General features: G+C 57.4%; 17 protein-coding genes. 3 read left to right on the forward strand and 14 right to left on the reverse strand.

All coding sequences use genetic code 11. From position 1 onward, the window contains the following. Positions 1–11 precede the first annotated feature (11 nt). Positions 12–788: a MerR family transcriptional regulator gene (locus ACT3UA_RS06310; RefSeq protein ID WP_444615700.1), complete on the forward strand. Its 777-nt coding sequence runs from the start codon at positions 12–14 to the stop codon at positions 786–788. 73 nt (positions 789–861) lie between these two features. Here the strand turns inward: ACT3UA_RS06310 and ACT3UA_RS06315 are convergent, their stop codons facing one another. Continuing rightward, positions 862–1,056, reverse strand: coding sequence for a helix-turn-helix domain-containing protein (locus ACT3UA_RS06315; protein WP_096283152.1), 195 nt, complete (start codon positions 1,054–1,056; stop codon positions 862–864). A gap of 242 nt (positions 1,057–1,298) precedes the next feature. Between ACT3UA_RS06315 and ACT3UA_RS06320 the strand changes: the two genes are divergently transcribed. Then, positions 1,299–1,787, forward strand: coding sequence for an Lrp/AsnC family transcriptional regulator (locus ACT3UA_RS06320; protein ID WP_096283153.1), 489 nt, complete (start codon positions 1,299–1,301; stop codon positions 1,785–1,787). On the opposite strand, the gene ACT3UA_RS06325 is transcribed toward ACT3UA_RS06320, so the two are convergent. From ACT3UA_RS06325 to ACT3UA_RS06345, 5 genes are all read right to left on the reverse strand, one after another. Beyond that, complete coding sequence (locus ACT3UA_RS06325) at positions 1,784–2,992, reverse strand: MFS transporter (protein WP_105650300.1); 1,209 nt, start codon at positions 2,990–2,992, stop codon at positions 1,784–1,786. The two genes, ACT3UA_RS06320 and ACT3UA_RS06325, sit on opposite strands and share 4 nt — an antisense overlap. Next, positions 2,976–3,380: an arsenate-mycothiol transferase ArsC gene (locus tag ACT3UA_RS06330; RefSeq protein ID WP_105552904.1), complete on the reverse strand. Its 405-nt coding sequence runs from the start codon at positions 3,378–3,380 to the stop codon at positions 2,976–2,978. Before ACT3UA_RS06330 ends, ACT3UA_RS06325 begins: the two co-directional genes overlap by 17 nt. Positions 3,381–3,454: 74 nt before the next feature. Beyond that, positions 3,455–4,963: an APC family permease gene (locus ACT3UA_RS06335; RefSeq protein ID WP_444615701.1), complete on the reverse strand. Its 1,509-nt coding sequence runs from the start codon at positions 4,961–4,963 to the stop codon at positions 3,455–3,457. 79 nt (positions 4,964–5,042) lie between these two features. Then, on the reverse strand, positions 5,043–5,900 hold the full coding sequence (locus tag ACT3UA_RS06340) for a universal stress protein (RefSeq protein WP_444615702.1): 858 nt from the start codon (positions 5,898–5,900) through the stop codon (positions 5,043–5,045). Between the two features lie 2 nt (positions 5,901–5,902). Continuing rightward, positions 5,903–7,315, reverse strand: a complete 1,413-nt coding sequence (locus tag ACT3UA_RS06345; RefSeq protein ID WP_444615703.1) for a flavin monoamine oxidase family protein — start codon at positions 7,313–7,315, stop codon at positions 5,903–5,905. A gap of 105 nt (positions 7,316–7,420) precedes the next feature. On the opposite strand from ACT3UA_RS06345, the gene ACT3UA_RS06350 reads away from it, so the two are divergent. Continuing rightward, entirely contained in the window at positions 7,421–8,074 is a 654-nt protein-coding gene (locus ACT3UA_RS06350; protein WP_444615704.1) for a TetR/AcrR family transcriptional regulator, read from the forward strand. 214 nt (positions 8,075–8,288) lie between these two features. Here ACT3UA_RS06350 and ACT3UA_RS06355 read toward each other — a convergent pair whose 3' ends face one another. The 8 genes from ACT3UA_RS06355 to ACT3UA_RS06390 form a co-directional block, all read right to left on the reverse strand. Beyond that, positions 8,289–8,477 (reverse strand): hypothetical protein, encoded by a 189-nt coding sequence (locus ACT3UA_RS06355; RefSeq protein WP_105552898.1) that lies wholly within the window; start codon positions 8,475–8,477, stop codon positions 8,289–8,291. Positions 8,478–8,644: 167 nt separating this feature from the next. Then, entirely contained in the window at positions 8,645–9,010 is a 366-nt protein-coding gene (locus tag ACT3UA_RS06360) for a hypothetical protein (RefSeq protein WP_105552897.1), read from the reverse strand. A 372-nt stretch (positions 9,011–9,382) separates the two neighbouring features. Next, positions 9,383–9,622: a hypothetical protein gene (locus ACT3UA_RS06365; RefSeq protein WP_444615705.1), complete on the reverse strand. Its 240-nt coding sequence runs from the start codon at positions 9,620–9,622 to the stop codon at positions 9,383–9,385. 302 nt (positions 9,623–9,924) lie between these two features. Next, the gene (locus ACT3UA_RS06370) at positions 9,925–10,413 is read right to left on the reverse strand and encodes an Lrp/AsnC family transcriptional regulator (RefSeq protein ID WP_096283164.1); all 489 of its coding nucleotides are present in this window, start codon (positions 10,411–10,413) and stop codon (positions 9,925–9,927) included. An 86-nt stretch (positions 10,414–10,499) separates the two neighbouring features. Next, positions 10,500–11,009, reverse strand: a complete 510-nt coding sequence (locus ACT3UA_RS06375) for a DedA family protein (protein ID WP_096283165.1) — start codon at positions 11,007–11,009, stop codon at positions 10,500–10,502. 6 nt (positions 11,010–11,015) lie between these two features. Beyond that, positions 11,016–12,272, reverse strand: coding sequence for an MFS transporter (locus tag ACT3UA_RS06380; RefSeq protein ID WP_444615706.1), 1,257 nt, complete (start codon positions 12,270–12,272; stop codon positions 11,016–11,018). After that, positions 12,269–13,414 carry an NAD(P)/FAD-dependent oxidoreductase gene (locus ACT3UA_RS06385; protein ID WP_444615707.1) on the reverse strand — a complete coding sequence of 382 codons (1,146 nt, stop codon included), beginning with the start codon at positions 13,412–13,414 and terminating at the stop codon, positions 12,269–12,271. The genes ACT3UA_RS06380 and ACT3UA_RS06385 overlap by 4 nt, the downstream gene beginning before the upstream one ends. Then, positions 13,415–13,732 carry a non-heme iron oxygenase ferredoxin subunit gene (locus ACT3UA_RS06390; RefSeq protein ID WP_096283168.1) on the reverse strand — a complete coding sequence of 106 codons (318 nt, stop codon included), beginning with the start codon at positions 13,730–13,732 and terminating at the stop codon, positions 13,415–13,417. It abuts the gene before it with no gap. Between the last annotated feature and the right edge of the window lie 139 nt (positions 13,733–13,871).

Raw genomic sequence — 13,871 nt, forward strand, 5'->3', positions numbered from 1 at the left:
GCGTGGTAGCCATGAACGATTTTCTGCCGACCAATCCCGGTGGTGCGCACTCGATCAGCGAAGTGGCACGGGCCGCAGGTGTGAGTAGTCGAACCCTGCGCCACTACGACCATATCGGTCTGCTCCATCCGAGCTGGACCGCAGACAATGGGTACCGCTTTTACACACGGCATGAGTTGGTGCGCCTGCAGCGCATTCTTTTAATGCGTCAGTTGGGCCTGAAGCTGGAAACCATTGGCGAAATCATTGACGAGCATCAAGATGAGATTTCTGCCCTCCAAACCCATATCACCGAGTTGCGGAACCAACGCGCTGCCTTAGATGCGCAAATCAACGCCCTGAGGCACACCATCCAATCGCTAAAATCAGGAGAGAGCATGAATGTAGATCAAGCCTTCGACGGCTTCAACGAACAATACAAAGACGAGGTAGTCGCCCGTTGGAGCCAAGAGAGCTACGTAAAGTCGGATCAGTGGTGGCGCGGACAGTCGAAGGGCCAACAGGCCGCACAGCTGCAGCTGGTGAAGGACCTAAATGAAAAGTGGATACAGGCTGGGCGTTCGGGCATAGACCCAACTGGTGACCAAGCCCAACAAATTGCTGCGGAGCATGTAGCTTGGCTCAATAGCATCCCCGGAACTCCGGGCCATGAGGGAGATGAAGCGCAGCTAAGACAATATGTATTGGGGTTGGCCGAGATGTACGTGGCCGATGAACGATTCGCGAAGAACTACGAAGACCAAGCTCCCTTCGTGAAGGCATCTTTGGAACGTTTTATGCAGAAATAGTTGAACTCCTGGATGTAAATCCCGTCCGGGGCTGTCCCTCGGTCGGGATTTACTGCTGTCGCCTGCACATGCGCTATTCGCTGCCGTCGCTGATTTCCTCGCGGGCTTGGGCATAGCGGTGCTGAATGTAGTTTTCCAATTCGACCCTTTCTACCCGCCACATGCCGCGTCCACCAATCTGTATCGCCGGAAGCTCGCCGCTTTTCACCAGTGCGCGTACCTGCGGAAGCTTGACGTTCAGCTCTTCGGCGACGTCTTCCAATCTCATAAACCTCATACTTGAAAGGTTACTGTTATTTGCGGTTATTTGGTGTGAAAATAGGCAGGTTGTGGATAAGTCGGCATTCGAAGATTCGACTGCATCCGGGCGATGACACATAATGAGTTAGACGCAACAAAACCGGTCAGACCGTGCAACACACTTGGGTGCGGCTGGTCATTTTGACTAAAATCCTATGAAGGCACTTACGCCGCCGCCCACCCAACTTGCCAGCACAGGAGAAACTCCATATGCATTCGGAAACGTATCAGCTCGATGAGACCGACCGCCGAATCCTGTTGGCTCTGGATGCCGATCCCCGAGTGCCGATCATGATGCTGGCACAGCAGCTGGGTTTGGCCCGCGGCACCGTGCAGACCCGGTTGGAACGGCTAGCCCACTCTGGCGCGTTGCGTCCGAATACCGCACGGATCCTGCCAAGCTCGATGGGGCGCGGAGTCAGCGCGTTCGTCAGTGCAGAGCTCAACCAGTCAAGTTTGAATGAAGCCATCGAAGCACTGCGCGGCATTCCAGAGGTACTCGAATGTGTTGCTCCTGCCGGAGAAACCGACTTGATGATCCGCGTCTCGGCCACCGATCCAGATGATCTATATCGAGTCTCCGAAGAGATCCGCCTATGCCCGGGCATCACGCGCACATCTACCTCGATGATTCTGCGCGACGTGATCCCCTACCGCACCACCGAATTGCTCAAGAAACTCAGCGGAACCAAGAACTAGCTAGCTACTAGATCCAGTGTCCTTGCCGGAAGGTTTCTACGCGCGGCAAATACGCACACCATGCTGAGCAAGCAAAGCCCGATTAGCAACGCGATAAACCAGATAGGGTCCGCGAATGGACGCCACATGGCGAAGAGGGTCGGGAAGCTAAATCCGATAAAGCACACCGCATAGAACCGTCCGGTGAGTTTGCCCATTTCTGCCGATCCGGCAAGGTCAAGCACCTGGCTCAACCCAGCCACCAGCAAGACGCCATTTGCCGAACCCGAGAGAATAAAGGCGACGACGCCCAAGGCTTCGGAGCCGGTCGTGTAAACCACGATCATCAAGAGAAAAGCCAGGACCGCCAGAGTGAGCCCGGCGAGCAATAGGTTCACCTTGCTGGTGTTGTTGTATCGTTTGGCCAGTGGCTGGACGATCACTCCCATGCCCATGGTGATGGCAACCGCGGCGGTGGTGTAGAACAGCGATGACTGGCCAGCGTCCGTGCTCAATGCGGGAACTATGGCAAAGCCACTAGCGGCCAGCCCAAAGACCCACGGAGCCGCTGGAAGAACTACGAATCTGAAGCGGGCGAGATTCTCCGCCGTGGTGCTGCCTCCAGCTGTTCGAAGTTTGGCAGCTTTTTCTTCCTTGACTGTGGTGATCAGCAGCAGCCAAGACACAGCAGCTACGGCGTGAATTCCATAAGCCAGTTCGGGGCTAGCGCTCGCGCCAACTATTGCCCCGGAAATTATCGGTCCCAAGGCAAAGCCTGCCGAGGTGCACAGGGCCGCACGAGTGGCTCCTGCCGGACCGACGCTCAGTACTTTAACCCAGCTGGTCACCGCGACCATCGCCAGTCCCATCCCCATTCCGGTGAAGACACGTCCGAGATACAACCCGGAGTCGTTCACCATGCCGAACATCATGGCAACCGAACCCAGCGTGGACGCGGTCAGCGCCAGCAGCGTGAACGGCTTGCGGCCAAATTTGTCGGCCAGGGGCCCGCCCAAGAGCAAAGTGGGGATCATGCCGAGCAAATAGCTGCCCATCACCAGCATCGCTTCAATTTCGTTCAACTCGCGGTGCTGCTGGTACCAGCTAATAAGCGATACGTACTGGTTGGCGCACCAGCCAGTGAGGACTAGGCAGATGCCTGGAAGCCACCATGAATTCTTGCCCTGCTTGGTCTTGCTCGTGGTGATCTTACTTCTCCAGTTCATGGAACAGTTCGCGAACGCGATCTGCAATTTCGTCACGGATCATATTCATCCGTTCCGCACCGGTGACCCCGTCTTCGCTCGGTTCATAGGTGATCCAGCGTTCGGTGGGGATCGCTTCGTCAATGCTCGGGTTGGCTTCGCTCCCCAAGATGACTACGCGGTCCACCTTCTCCACGACCGATGAATCAATAGCCTTGGGCGTTCCGGCAGACATGTCTGCACCGGTTTCGGCCAAAGAATCGACCGCCTCGTGATTGATCACGGTGCCAGGGTTTGTACCGGCCGAATAGCTGGTGACCGTGCCGCCAGAAACAAGATCCATCAATGCCGCAGCCATTTGCGACTTGCCTGCATTGCGCGAGCAGATAAAAAGAACCGAAGTAGCCATGAACTCATTGAACCACCCACAAGGCATTCGTGGGTGGTTCAATGATATTTGTTGAGGGCACAATATGGCTGCGCTCAACGCGTTTTGATTGTTTCTCCCTTGAAGAAAGCGGGATGCCGCACCCTGGTGAAGAGCATGATTGCTACGCCAAGCAGCAGCACACCTATGCCGAGGATGAAGACCATTCCCACGTTGCCGATCGCGGATCCGGAACCGTAATCGGGGTTCATCGATTCGACGGCGGTGCTGAAGAACATCACCAGCAGCACCACACCGCCGGCCAAAGGAGCCAAGAATTTGAAGAAGAAATTCCGCACATTGGTAAATAGTTCACCGCGGAAATACCAGACGCAGGCCAGCGCCGTCAGTCCGTAGTAGAAGCAGATCATCAGCCCGAGCGCCGTGATGGTGTCCCACAATGCATTTTCGGAGATCAGCCGGGTCACGACATAGAACACCGCGGCGGCAGCTGCCGAGACGATGGTAGCTACCGAGGGCGACATGAAGCGTGGCGAAATCTTGGCGAAGCTCGGCGGCAAGGCCTTGTAGTAGCCCATGGCGAGCAAGGTGCGTGCCGGAGACACCATGGTTGACTGCAGCGAGGCTGCCGAAGAAGAGAGAATCGCCAATGACATCAGGATGGCCAGTGGACCCATGATCGGCCCTGAAAGCACCGCAAAAATCGATTCTTGGTTCGCTTCATTGCCTGCCCCGAGCCCGGTTTCACCCACACCTGCCCAGTAGAGGACTCCCAAGGAAACCGCTAGATACAAGGCGATGATCAGGAGCACTGTCCAGGTCGCGCCGCGTCCGGGTACCTTGTTGGGGTCGGTGGTTTCTTCGTTCATGGTCAGCGTGACATCCCATCCCCAGAACACGAAGATGGATAGCGAGATGCCCGCGGCAAAGGCCGAGAATGAATCCACGCTCGCCGGGTTGAACATGTCCAAGGTGATCGGCGTGCGGTCAAAGGGCGTGCTGTTGGTGAAGGCCATGACGGCAAAGAGCAGCAGCACCGATACTTGGAAACCGACCAAAATATATTGAAACACCTTGGTTGCGTTCAGTCCGCGATAGGAAATATAAGCCGCCGCGGCGATAAAGGCCAGTGTGGTGGGAATGTTGACCCAAAGATTATCCGTCAGCTCGGCAATCGCTTGATTGCCGGTGAGCTGGGCGATGAGGATATAGAAGAAATCCACGGCTACGGCCGCCAGATTCGATAAGACGATCACCGTCGCCGCGATCAGACCCCAGCCACCCATCCAACCGATCATGGGACCAAAGGCGCGGGTGGCCCAGGTAAATGAAGTCCCCGAGTCCGGCATCGCGTTGTTTAGCTCGCGGTAGCCCAGTGCCACCAGCAGCATCGGAATGAAACCCGCCAGCAAGATGGCCGGAAGTTGCGTGCCGACCTCGGACACCGTGGCGCCTAGGCCGGCGGTCAAGGTGTAGGCCGGGGCAATACAGGAAATACCGATCACGACCAGTCCCAGCACGCCTACGGTGCCGGTGGACAGTCCCTTGGAGTGCAGGCCGGTGTCCGGTTGCTCGACGGTGTCCCGTCTGAGATCTTGCGACATAGTGATTACCTTCTGGGGTTCATGCTGGGCAGGCGTCGTCGTCTGTCCAGGGTGCGGGCAGCGCCCGCTCCACGGATTTTTAGTTCGGCACCACGGCCATGGGGACGTTGAGCTGGCGCAGAATTCGTTGTGCCTTGGGACCGATGAATAGGCGCCGGGTGGCGGCAAGCCGCGCCGAGCCAAGAATGGCGAATTCGCCATCAATCCATTCCAGGGACTCGATGGCCTCATCCAGGCTTTGCCCCGAAACCACTTCAACGGATGCCTGCATTCCCATGGAGTCGGTCAGTTCGGTGAGGAACTTCCTGGTGCGCACCAGATGCTGGTTCAGCTCGGTGGCCGGGTCAGACACATCAGAGTCAGCCACGAGGGTGGCCACACGTAAATCCACGCCACGGGCTGTGGCGAATCTAGCTGCGCTGGCGATCACCTCGCGTGCCCCGGGGCGGTCCCCCACGAAGGCTGTCATGCGGGTGATCCTCCCTTGGGCCGCACGCAGCGAGGCTAGCGCTTGCGGGCTGGACATGATCACCGAAACGCTCGAAGCGTGCAGGAGCGCGTTCGCCACGCCACCGGGCATGAAGAAACCCGCCCGGTGGCGTTTGCGTCCGCCCAAGACGATCCCATGGGCTCCGCTGTCTTCGGCCAGCTCCATCAGACCTTCGGCCACCGAAGGCACCGAGCGGGCTACCACGCGAACGGTGACTCCCGCCGGGACCTGGTTCAGCGCGTGGGCGGCCCATTCATCGACCTTGGCGGAGAGAATCGAGTCGAATCCGTGGTCCCCGCCGGGATAGACGGCGCTGAACGGGGTACTGGCAGGGAGCACTATCGCGATCACCAGGCTGGGTGACAAGGTGCCCTGCACCAGGGCCGCGGCCAGTTCGATGGCTTCGGCGCCGCGTTGATCTGCGGTGTATCCTACAAGCAATTTCATGGCTAGGCGGTGACCTTATTCAGTGGAGCCACACCGTCATAGTTTTCGTCGTAGCTGGCCCCGTCAAGCTCGGCGATGATTCGTGCGGCCGAGCGGCGGCCCATTCGCACGGCGCCATCCACGTGCTGGAATCCTTCTCCGGCGAGGTCTGAGGAGGAGAAGTAGAGCGGTCCGACGTTGTCATTTTGGGTTGCGCCGAACCTCGAGAGGCCGCCCAAGTCGTAGCTGGTGGCATAGGCCCCGCGGGTCCATTCTTCGGCGCCGAAATCCGAAAGGTAGAAGACCTTTGGCTCCAAGGCTTTCTCGCCGAGGAATTCGCAGATCCCCTGCAGGATCTGCTCCTTGCGGTCTTCTTCGTTCAGTTCCCACATGGCATCGGCGTTGACGTCAGAGATGAAACCGACCAGGGTACCGGTGCTTTCTCCGGTGTAGGTGTTGTCATAGAGTTCCTGTACCAAGGAGCTTGGGCCGAAACAGGTTCCGGATAGCCCGGCTTCTCGCCAGAACGGCGTCTCGTACACGGCATGGACCTTGATCACTAGACCCATGGAGTGGTGCTGGTGGGTGATCAGCTGCTTGCGGGGAAGCGCCGGCACATAGCTGATGCGCGAGTACAGGTTCGGCGGAACTGCAATGACAGCCTTCTTGGCCTTCACGCTGACGGTAGCTCCGTGGGCGATTACCCCATCTTCAGACCATTCGAGCTTCAACACCGGATTGTCCAGGAATACGTCGTCGCCGAGGCGCGAGGCCACCGTTTTGGAAACTCCCTGCATGGTGCCCACGATGCGTCGGTCAAGGATGAAATCCTCATCAACAAGGTTGTCGAAAGATCCTGCCGAGGATGCCATCAGCACCGCTTGCAATGCCGAGAAGGTGTGCGCCGGTTTGGTCAGCATGCCACCGGCGATAAATAGCCCAATGTTTTCGCAGGCGAGGTTGTCTGCCGAATGTTCGCGCAAGAAATGATGGAAGGAGACCATGTCCAGCTCCTTGGCGCGCGGGTGCTCCCATGGCTTGTCTGGATTCATCTGTGCCGCAAGCTCATTCATCAGCTCAATGAGTTTGTTCATTTCGACTACGGTGCTTGCCGCGACCGGGAAATCCGCGCCTTCATAGACGATGCTCTCGCCATCGGTGGTTCGATAGACGCTCTTGCCCGCCTTGTAGCGTTCGAAGGTTTCGATGCCCAACTCGTCGATCAGCGAATACAATCCGGTCTGATCCGGGCTGATCCACTGGCCACCGATTTCAATGGTGGCGCCGTCCATTTCTTCGCTCCAGGTGCGCCCGCCTACACGGTCACGCGCTTCGAGCACCGCCACGGTCTTGCCGCATTTTTGCAGTTCGAAGGCGGCGGTGAGACCCGATGGCCCAGCACCGATCACAACGACGTCACGTTCAAGTTGTTTCATGGTAATTCTCCTCAACGCTAAATGAATTTGGTTCATTTACCTCTGCGTATAGCATAGAGTACGAACATGCGCTTGTGAAGCATGCCACGTCAGGGGGAAATTGGAATGACCACCGAAGGTGCCCGACGGGCCGGTCGACCACGCACAGCGATACTCAACCGTGACCGCATCACCGAGCACGCGCTGGGTCTCGTATCGCAGGACGGCTATGACGCACTGACCATGCAGCAACTGGCCAGGTCCTTGGGGGTCTCGCCTTCGGCCCTCTACAACCACGTGGATTCCAAGCAAGACCTACTGCAATGGATTCAGGAATTGGTGATGGCGGAGGTGGACACCTCCGCGTTCGAAAAACTAGAAATCCACGAGGCGCTGATTCACTGGGCTACCAGCTACCGCGATATTTTCGCCAAGCACATTCCATTGATCCCGATTATCGCCGTGCTCCCGGTGGCCGATTCGCCACGCACCTTGGGCATGTATGAGCATGTGGCAAAGGCGTTGAAAAACTACGGGCTCGCCGAATCCGAGATCGTTCCGACGATTGTCGCCCTGGAGTCGTTCATCTTCGGCTCAGCCATGGACACCGCAGCGCCACATGACATTTTTGACACGAGCAATCGCCAAGATGCCACCCCTAATTTCACGCAGGCCGTTGCGGCGCAGCGCGAGACGGGAATCAACACCAGCGACGATTCCTTTAGACGCGGAATCCGCGCGCTGGTGCTCGGCTTGCTGGCTTCGCGAGACCAGCTATGAGGCAAAGCCGTACGCCTGCTGGGAGTTCAAGGCTTTCGGCCAAACAGTGGGCAGCCATCGCGCTGGGAATTATTGCGCTGGTCTTTATCTTGCAGAACCTTCAATTCGTGCGTGTGGAACTACTGCTCTTCCACACCGCAGCTCCGCTGTGGGCCGTGCTCTCCGCCACTTTGGCCATAGGTTATGTGATTGGGCGGTTCTCTAAGAAGCGGGATTAGTCATCAAGGAACGCCCATTCGCCAACCTCTTCACCCTCGGCATCGAGGATGTCCCCCTGAGCGCCTGGCTCTAGCGGGTAGATGGCGATATTCTTCGACCAGTCCGCGAGTATCTTCTGCAACTCCTCGAGTGGCTTGAGCTTCATACTCTCGGAGTCGAAGTTTACTTCCATTACGAAACGCATGCCGGGCTCCAATCCGTGGGATTGTCGCCATCCTATGCCCAGAATTTCTTAATTACGAGTCTTGTCAGTGGCGCTCCGAGATGCGCACGCAGCCGAAGTACCAGCAATACAGAAGCAGCTTGGGCGAAACCAATAGGTTTCGCCCAAACTGCTTGAAAATTCTGGAGTTAGGGCATAGCACCCATGGTCGACAGTGACGCGATCGCCTCGTTGCCACCGACCTTGTACAGAGCCAGCAGCAATCCGCCAAAGACGATTCCCATCACGGCGCTGAACCCGAGAGAGATCTTCACCAGCGAGCGCACTTCCTGGCGGCTGACTACCGATTCATCTTCCAGGTAGGAAACTGCTCCGCGGCTAATCGATTCTGCCGGACTAAGCGCTCGGGCACTGAGCAGATTCGAAGCCGAATCCGTTGCGCCCCCACGCAGATAGGCAACAGTTGCACGGTTTTTGCGATCCTGACGAAACTTGACGATACTTGCGCCATGACGGGCCAAGAGTATGTCTTCGCCGAGAGGGATCGCACCCATGTTCTGCTCCTAGATTTTTGCCAACATCGTAATTCCAGTAAAGCCCATAAATTTCCCCCTTTTTACAGAACCCTCTAATTCGTTCACAACGTCACAGCACCTTGTGATTCAATCCGCATGAATAACCGGAAGTTACGGCAAAAATGGTGACTTGCGCCATTTATCAAAGAGGCTAAAAATCAAAGCGTAAATATGATTCTGAAGAATATTTATTCTTTAACTAATCTAGGTTTTGCGACCCGTCCATCATCACTCAGGCGGCGAATGCGACGGGTCTAGCGAAGAGCCTGAGCGGGGAAATGAATGACGGCGGTGAGCGAATCCAAAATGTTCTATTCACCGCCGCCATTGAAGGTAGCGCACCGATACCTGCTAGGCGGTCTTCATCTGCCCTTGCTTGCGGTCGCGCTTAACTTCGTGAATGTGTGCCTTGAGCTCCTGATTCGTCAGGTTCTCCGGGGATGCGACGCCATGCTTATTTGCATGCCGAATCAGCGACTCGCGGATCTCTGCTGCGTGTGTTCGCCGGTATTTCGCGACCAGATAGATACTGGCGCCAACAAGCGCCGTAAGGGTGACCAATGCGGCCAGTATAGTTACGTCAACACTCATTAAGTTCTCGGCCTCCTCAAAACTCAACCGCGGATGCGGCTAGACTCGACCGAGGCATCATCAGCGATGGTTCGCGACTTCGATACGCCTCACCTCGGAAGAGAACGTTCATCTTAGCATTTTTATTCGAATAATGCTAGTCGCTATCGTCAGGAAGTACGAATCGAGAGCGTGTTCCCGAAGCCTGCAAATCGTTCTACTTTCGCACGCTGGCTTCGATTCCGTTGTGGACCATATTCCCGATACGTTCTCATCCAAACGTCAGTATCGTCGCGGGGTACCAGCCTGGTTGCAACCGTTCGCTAATATTCGTCGGTACCGTGGCTGTGTTCAAAGACAAGAGAAGTTTGGGTGGTGGCCACCGCGGGATTTGCCGACAGGTTGTCCAAGACGAACTGTCGCACATCTGAAGAGTTTCGGACCGCAACGTGCAGGACGAAGTCGTCGGCGCCGCCGAGGAAGAACAGTTGGCGGACTCCGGGTTTAGCGCGCATGTCCGAAGCGAAGCTGGACATGAGGTGACGTGCACCCGGGCGTATTTTGACGAAGATCAGCGCCTCGAGCTCCCGACCAAGTACTTGCGGGTCGACCTCGATGGTGAATCGGGAGATGACTCCGGAGTCGCGTAGCGCATTGAGTCGAGCCAAGCAGGTGGATGCCGCGATTCCCAATTCCTCGGCCAACGAGTTGTTGGTTCTCCTCGAATTCTCCGAGAGCAGCGCCAACAACCGCCGGTCTAGCTCATCGAGCTGGGCAGTTCTTTTTTCGCCAGACGCGGGGGTATTGAGCATCTATTTGCACCAGCTTTCACTACCAAATTTGCGGGCCTTGCTGTCTTGGACGTCTTTGCATTCTCTAGAACAACATCATAGTGAGTTCATGCTTGATCAGGCATGGTCTCATCGCAAGCGGCATCTCTAATCCGTTCCGAATTGCGCTTGTGGTAGCGGAGGAAAAAATACACGATCACCGCGATGACCAATAGTGCAGCAACAATAAACGGCCAATCCAGCAAGAGCCAGGCGTAGAACACCGCCATGCCAATGGTCGAATAGATCAAGGCCCAGGCCAGCGCTCCTACTGTCACCGCAGGCAGGTAGCGCCGTAGTGGCATCCGGCTAGCCCCGGCCGAGGCATTGACCGCAGACTGAATTCCGACGGTGAGGAAGCACAATGGAACCGCAAGCATTCCCCACCGGGCAATGAATCTTTGGGCACGCCGGTACATAATTCCGTGCATGATTCTCTGATACCGGGTATTTTCCACTCCGCGTGCCACTGCGCGGCCTACCCAATAGGTCGCGTTGCCGCGAAGCAACGCTGTGCAAAAGAAGAAAGTGAAGGTCACCAGGAAAGGTGCGTCATGCACCAGCCAATCAATTGTCATTTACCACTACGGAACACTTTTAATCTTCGTGACCAGTACGGCACCAACGAGGCTGATCACCGCGGAGCAGATGAACAAGGTTGAATACCCGCCGAACCAAGTCACCGACAGCCAAGCGACAAGCGGGGCTACGACCTGAGGCAGGGAGTTCGCAATATTGATCATGCCCAGATCCTTGCCCCGCGAGTCTTCATGCGGAAGCACTTGGGTCAGCAGGGCAAAATCCACCGCCAGGTAGGCTCCGAAACCAATGCCCAGCAGTACCGCGGCAATGATTGCTGTGCCGAAGGACGAGGCGAAAGCCAGCGTGAGGGCAGCAATGGCCACGATGACCGAGGAGATGATTACATACTTCTTGCGCTTCCCATCCCGATCTGACAACCGTCCGGAGATCACCGAGGAGAAGATCACGCAGAAGGCGTAGATGGCGGTCAGCACCAGCACCCCGGTAGCCGGCTCCGGATGATGCAGTTCGTCTTGCAGGAAGAAAAGCAGGTAGACCAAACACAGTTGGCTGCCCAGATACAGCAGGAATCGAGTCAGCCAAGCCCACCCGAAATCGGTGTACCGCACCGGATTGATCCAGAAGCTTTTGATGAATTCCAAGAGTTTCAACGGTTCCAGCGTGCCCTTGGGCAATGGCACGTCCTGGCGCATTAATACGAACGGGATGGCGCAGATCGCCACCGCGGTAGCGACCATGGCATAGCCGAAAACCAGGTTCGAGGCGGCCACCATGCCGATGACCGCGCCAATAAGCGAACCACAGGTCTGGCCCAGTGCTACCAGTCCACCGACCAGTCCACGCTGTTCCACCGGCACCTTATCGGGGATGGCCGCGAAGATCGCGGCCAGTGCCGCGTTGCCGGCGGCCTGCATCAACGCCCAGCCGATCACCAGCACGGTCACCGTCTGCGCGGTGGACATCAAGAGCAATGCCAGCGCGGCAAAGACGGTTCCACACATCACCCACGGGACGCGTCGACCAAACTTCGAGGTACTCCGGTCACTCAAAGCACCGAATAACGGGTTGGCAACCAGCGATACCGCGGCGCCCACGCCGGTGACCAGCGAAAGAATGGCGTTTTTCTGGCTCGCGTCCAGCTGTTCGGCGTGCAGGCCGAGCAGCACCTGAATCGGCGCGAAGAAGCCGACATTGATGCCGATATGGACAATGACGACCGCCGCTATCCAGCCGGCTCCTACGCGCTTCGTCGGAACGCGAAGAGCTTCGGGCAACTGCGAATTACGTTCTGTGATCATGCTCGGTCCTGCCGTCCAAGGTCGCGAGGACCGACCAGTGGGTCTCGTAGTTCTTCAATGCTCGGGGTGACGCCTCGGGCGATAAGTCGTTTAACTGCCTTGGACATCAGCCCGCCATCGACCATTGATGCGGCGATCAGGCTTCCAGACTCGTCCAAACCAAAGAGTACTTGCAGCTGGCCTCTCCGGTTCAACCGCGAGATGGTTCGACTTGCCTTGCCGAAGTCCCCCACCGTTTCGACGTGGCTGTCGTGGCGGTCAGACCAGAACCAGGGAACCGAGTGTGCGGTTGCTTCGGTGCCCATGATGGTTGCGGCAGCGATGGCTGCGTCTTCCATGGCTGCTTCCCAGTGCACCGCGCGTGGCCGCTGAACCATGCGCGCGGCGTCCCCGATGGCAAGGACTTGCCGCTGACCGGTGGCACGCTGGGATTCATCGACGAGAATCCCGTCGTTGATTTCCAGCCCCAGCTCTGCTGCGAGCTTGGTTTCGGCGGTGACACCGATTGCTGCAACGATGACTTCTGCGTCGATCCGCCGACCGGAAACCATCGCGTGCGTCGGACCGAGCTCGGTCACCGCACCGGTCATCGAGGTAATCCCTCGGCGGGAATGCTCGGCATGCAACGCCGTTGCCATGTCTGTGCCCAAGACTTTGGACAGTGGTGCCAAAGAGCTGGACACGAGGGTCACCTGCGCACCGAGCATTTTTGCGGTGGCGGCGAACTCCGCACCGACCAGCCCGGCGCCGATGACGAGGACTCGTTGGCCGAACATTCCATCTTCCAGCATCGACGACAGGTAAGCGGCGTCGTCTCCGGTGTGCAGGCTGCGCGCGTATTCTGCGCCTGGCACCTGAAGTTTGTTGGGAGTGGTGCCCGTGGCGAGCACCACCCAATCGTCCGGCTCCGTGGGTACGCTCAGTTCGGTGACCGATTCCTGGACCAGGCCCACACCATGTTCCTCGAACCAAGCAAGCGGAACGAAGTGCTCACGCTGCAGCGACTTGCTTAGCGGTGGCCGGTCATAGGGAAGCCCCTCGGGGTCACTGATCTTGATGCTTCCGGAATATCCCTTGTTGACCAATTCGCGCGCAAGGGTAAATCCGGCAACGCCACCGCCGACAATATGAACTGACGGCATTTAGATATCTAGCTCCAAATTCCCGTCAACTACCGCAACCTTGTAGGTGCGCGCGTCATCGGTGGCGGGAAGGCACTGCACCTTTCCGCTCTTCAAATCGAAGGTGGATGCGTGCAAGGGGCATTCAACTTCGCACCCTTCGACCCAGCCGTCGGAGAGCGAAGCGATCTCATGGGGGCATTCGTCCTGCAACGCATAAAAATTGCCGTCTGCTGCATGGAAAATCGCAATGTCTTCGCTGGCGCCGCTGTCACTGGCGGGGACCAGCAATGCGTCTCCTCTGGCAATCTGTTCTGCGGGACCGACTTGGTAGCTCACGATGACTCCTTGTTGTTGAACACGTCTGGAACCATCTTGTCACTTTCGCCCGCCACTCACCTATCTGGCAGGCCACTATGAGGCAACGCAATCTGGCCTGCTACGCGCTGGCTTGCTGGAGGCCGTGTAATGCAGCGCC

Origin of the sequence: Glutamicibacter sp. 363 (assembly GCF_052379505.1) — a bacterium.
Classification (GTDB): Bacteria; Actinomycetota; Actinomycetes; order Actinomycetales; family Micrococcaceae; genus Glutamicibacter.

Bases quoted from the DNA above. Each gene is read 5' to 3' on its own strand.
- ACT3UA_RS06360 (WP_105552897.1), bottom strand. From the start codon at position 9,010: ATGGGTGCGATCCCTCTCGGCGAAGACATACTCTTGGCCCGTCATGGC.
- ACT3UA_RS06335 (WP_444615701.1), bottom strand. From the start codon at position 4,963: ATGTCGCAAGATCTCAGACGGGACACCGTCGAGCAACCGGACACCGGC.
- ACT3UA_RS06320 (WP_096283153.1), top strand. From the start codon at position 1,299: ATGCATTCGGAAACGTATCAGCTCGATGAGACCGACCGCCGAATCCTG.
- ACT3UA_RS06385 (WP_444615707.1), bottom strand. From the start codon at position 13,414: ATGCCGTCAGTTCATATTGTCGGCGGTGGCGTTGCCGGATTTACCCTT.
- ACT3UA_RS06340 (WP_444615702.1), bottom strand. From the start codon at position 5,900: ATGAAATTGCTTGTAGGATACACCGCAGATCAACGCGGCGCCGAAGCC.
- ACT3UA_RS06310 (WP_444615700.1), top strand. From the start codon at position 12: ATGAACGATTTTCTGCCGACCAATCCCGGTGGTGCGCACTCGATCAGC.
- ACT3UA_RS06355 (WP_105552898.1), bottom strand. From the start codon at position 8,477: ATGCGTTTCGTAATGGAAGTAAACTTCGACTCCGAGAGTATGAAGCTC.
- ACT3UA_RS06315 (WP_096283152.1), bottom strand. From the start codon at position 1,056: ATGAGATTGGAAGACGTCGCCGAAGAGCTGAACGTCAAGCTTCCGCAG.
- ACT3UA_RS06325 (WP_105650300.1), bottom strand. From the start codon at position 2,992: ATGAACTGGAGAAGTAAGATCACCACGAGCAAGACCAAGCAGGGCAAG.
- ACT3UA_RS06345 (WP_444615703.1), bottom strand. From the start codon at position 7,315: ATGAAACAACTTGAACGTGACGTCGTTGTGATCGGTGCTGGGCCATCG.
- ACT3UA_RS06370 (WP_096283164.1), bottom strand. From the start codon at position 10,413: ATGCTCAATACCCCCGCGTCTGGCGAAAAAAGAACTGCCCAGCTCGAT.
- ACT3UA_RS06375 (WP_096283165.1), bottom strand. From the start codon at position 11,009: ATGACAATTGATTGGCTGGTGCATGACGCACCTTTCCTGGTGACCTTC.
- ACT3UA_RS06380 (WP_444615706.1), bottom strand. From the start codon at position 12,272: ATGATCACAGAACGTAATTCGCAGTTGCCCGAAGCTCTTCGCGTTCCG.
- ACT3UA_RS06330 (WP_105552904.1), bottom strand. From the start codon at position 3,380: ATGGCTACTTCGGTTCTTTTTATCTGCTCGCGCAATGCAGGCAAGTCG.
- ACT3UA_RS06365 (WP_444615705.1), bottom strand. From the start codon at position 9,622: ATGAGTGTTGACGTAACTATACTGGCCGCATTGGTCACCCTTACGGCG.
- ACT3UA_RS06350 (WP_444615704.1), top strand. From the start codon at position 7,421: ATGACCACCGAAGGTGCCCGACGGGCCGGTCGACCACGCACAGCGATA.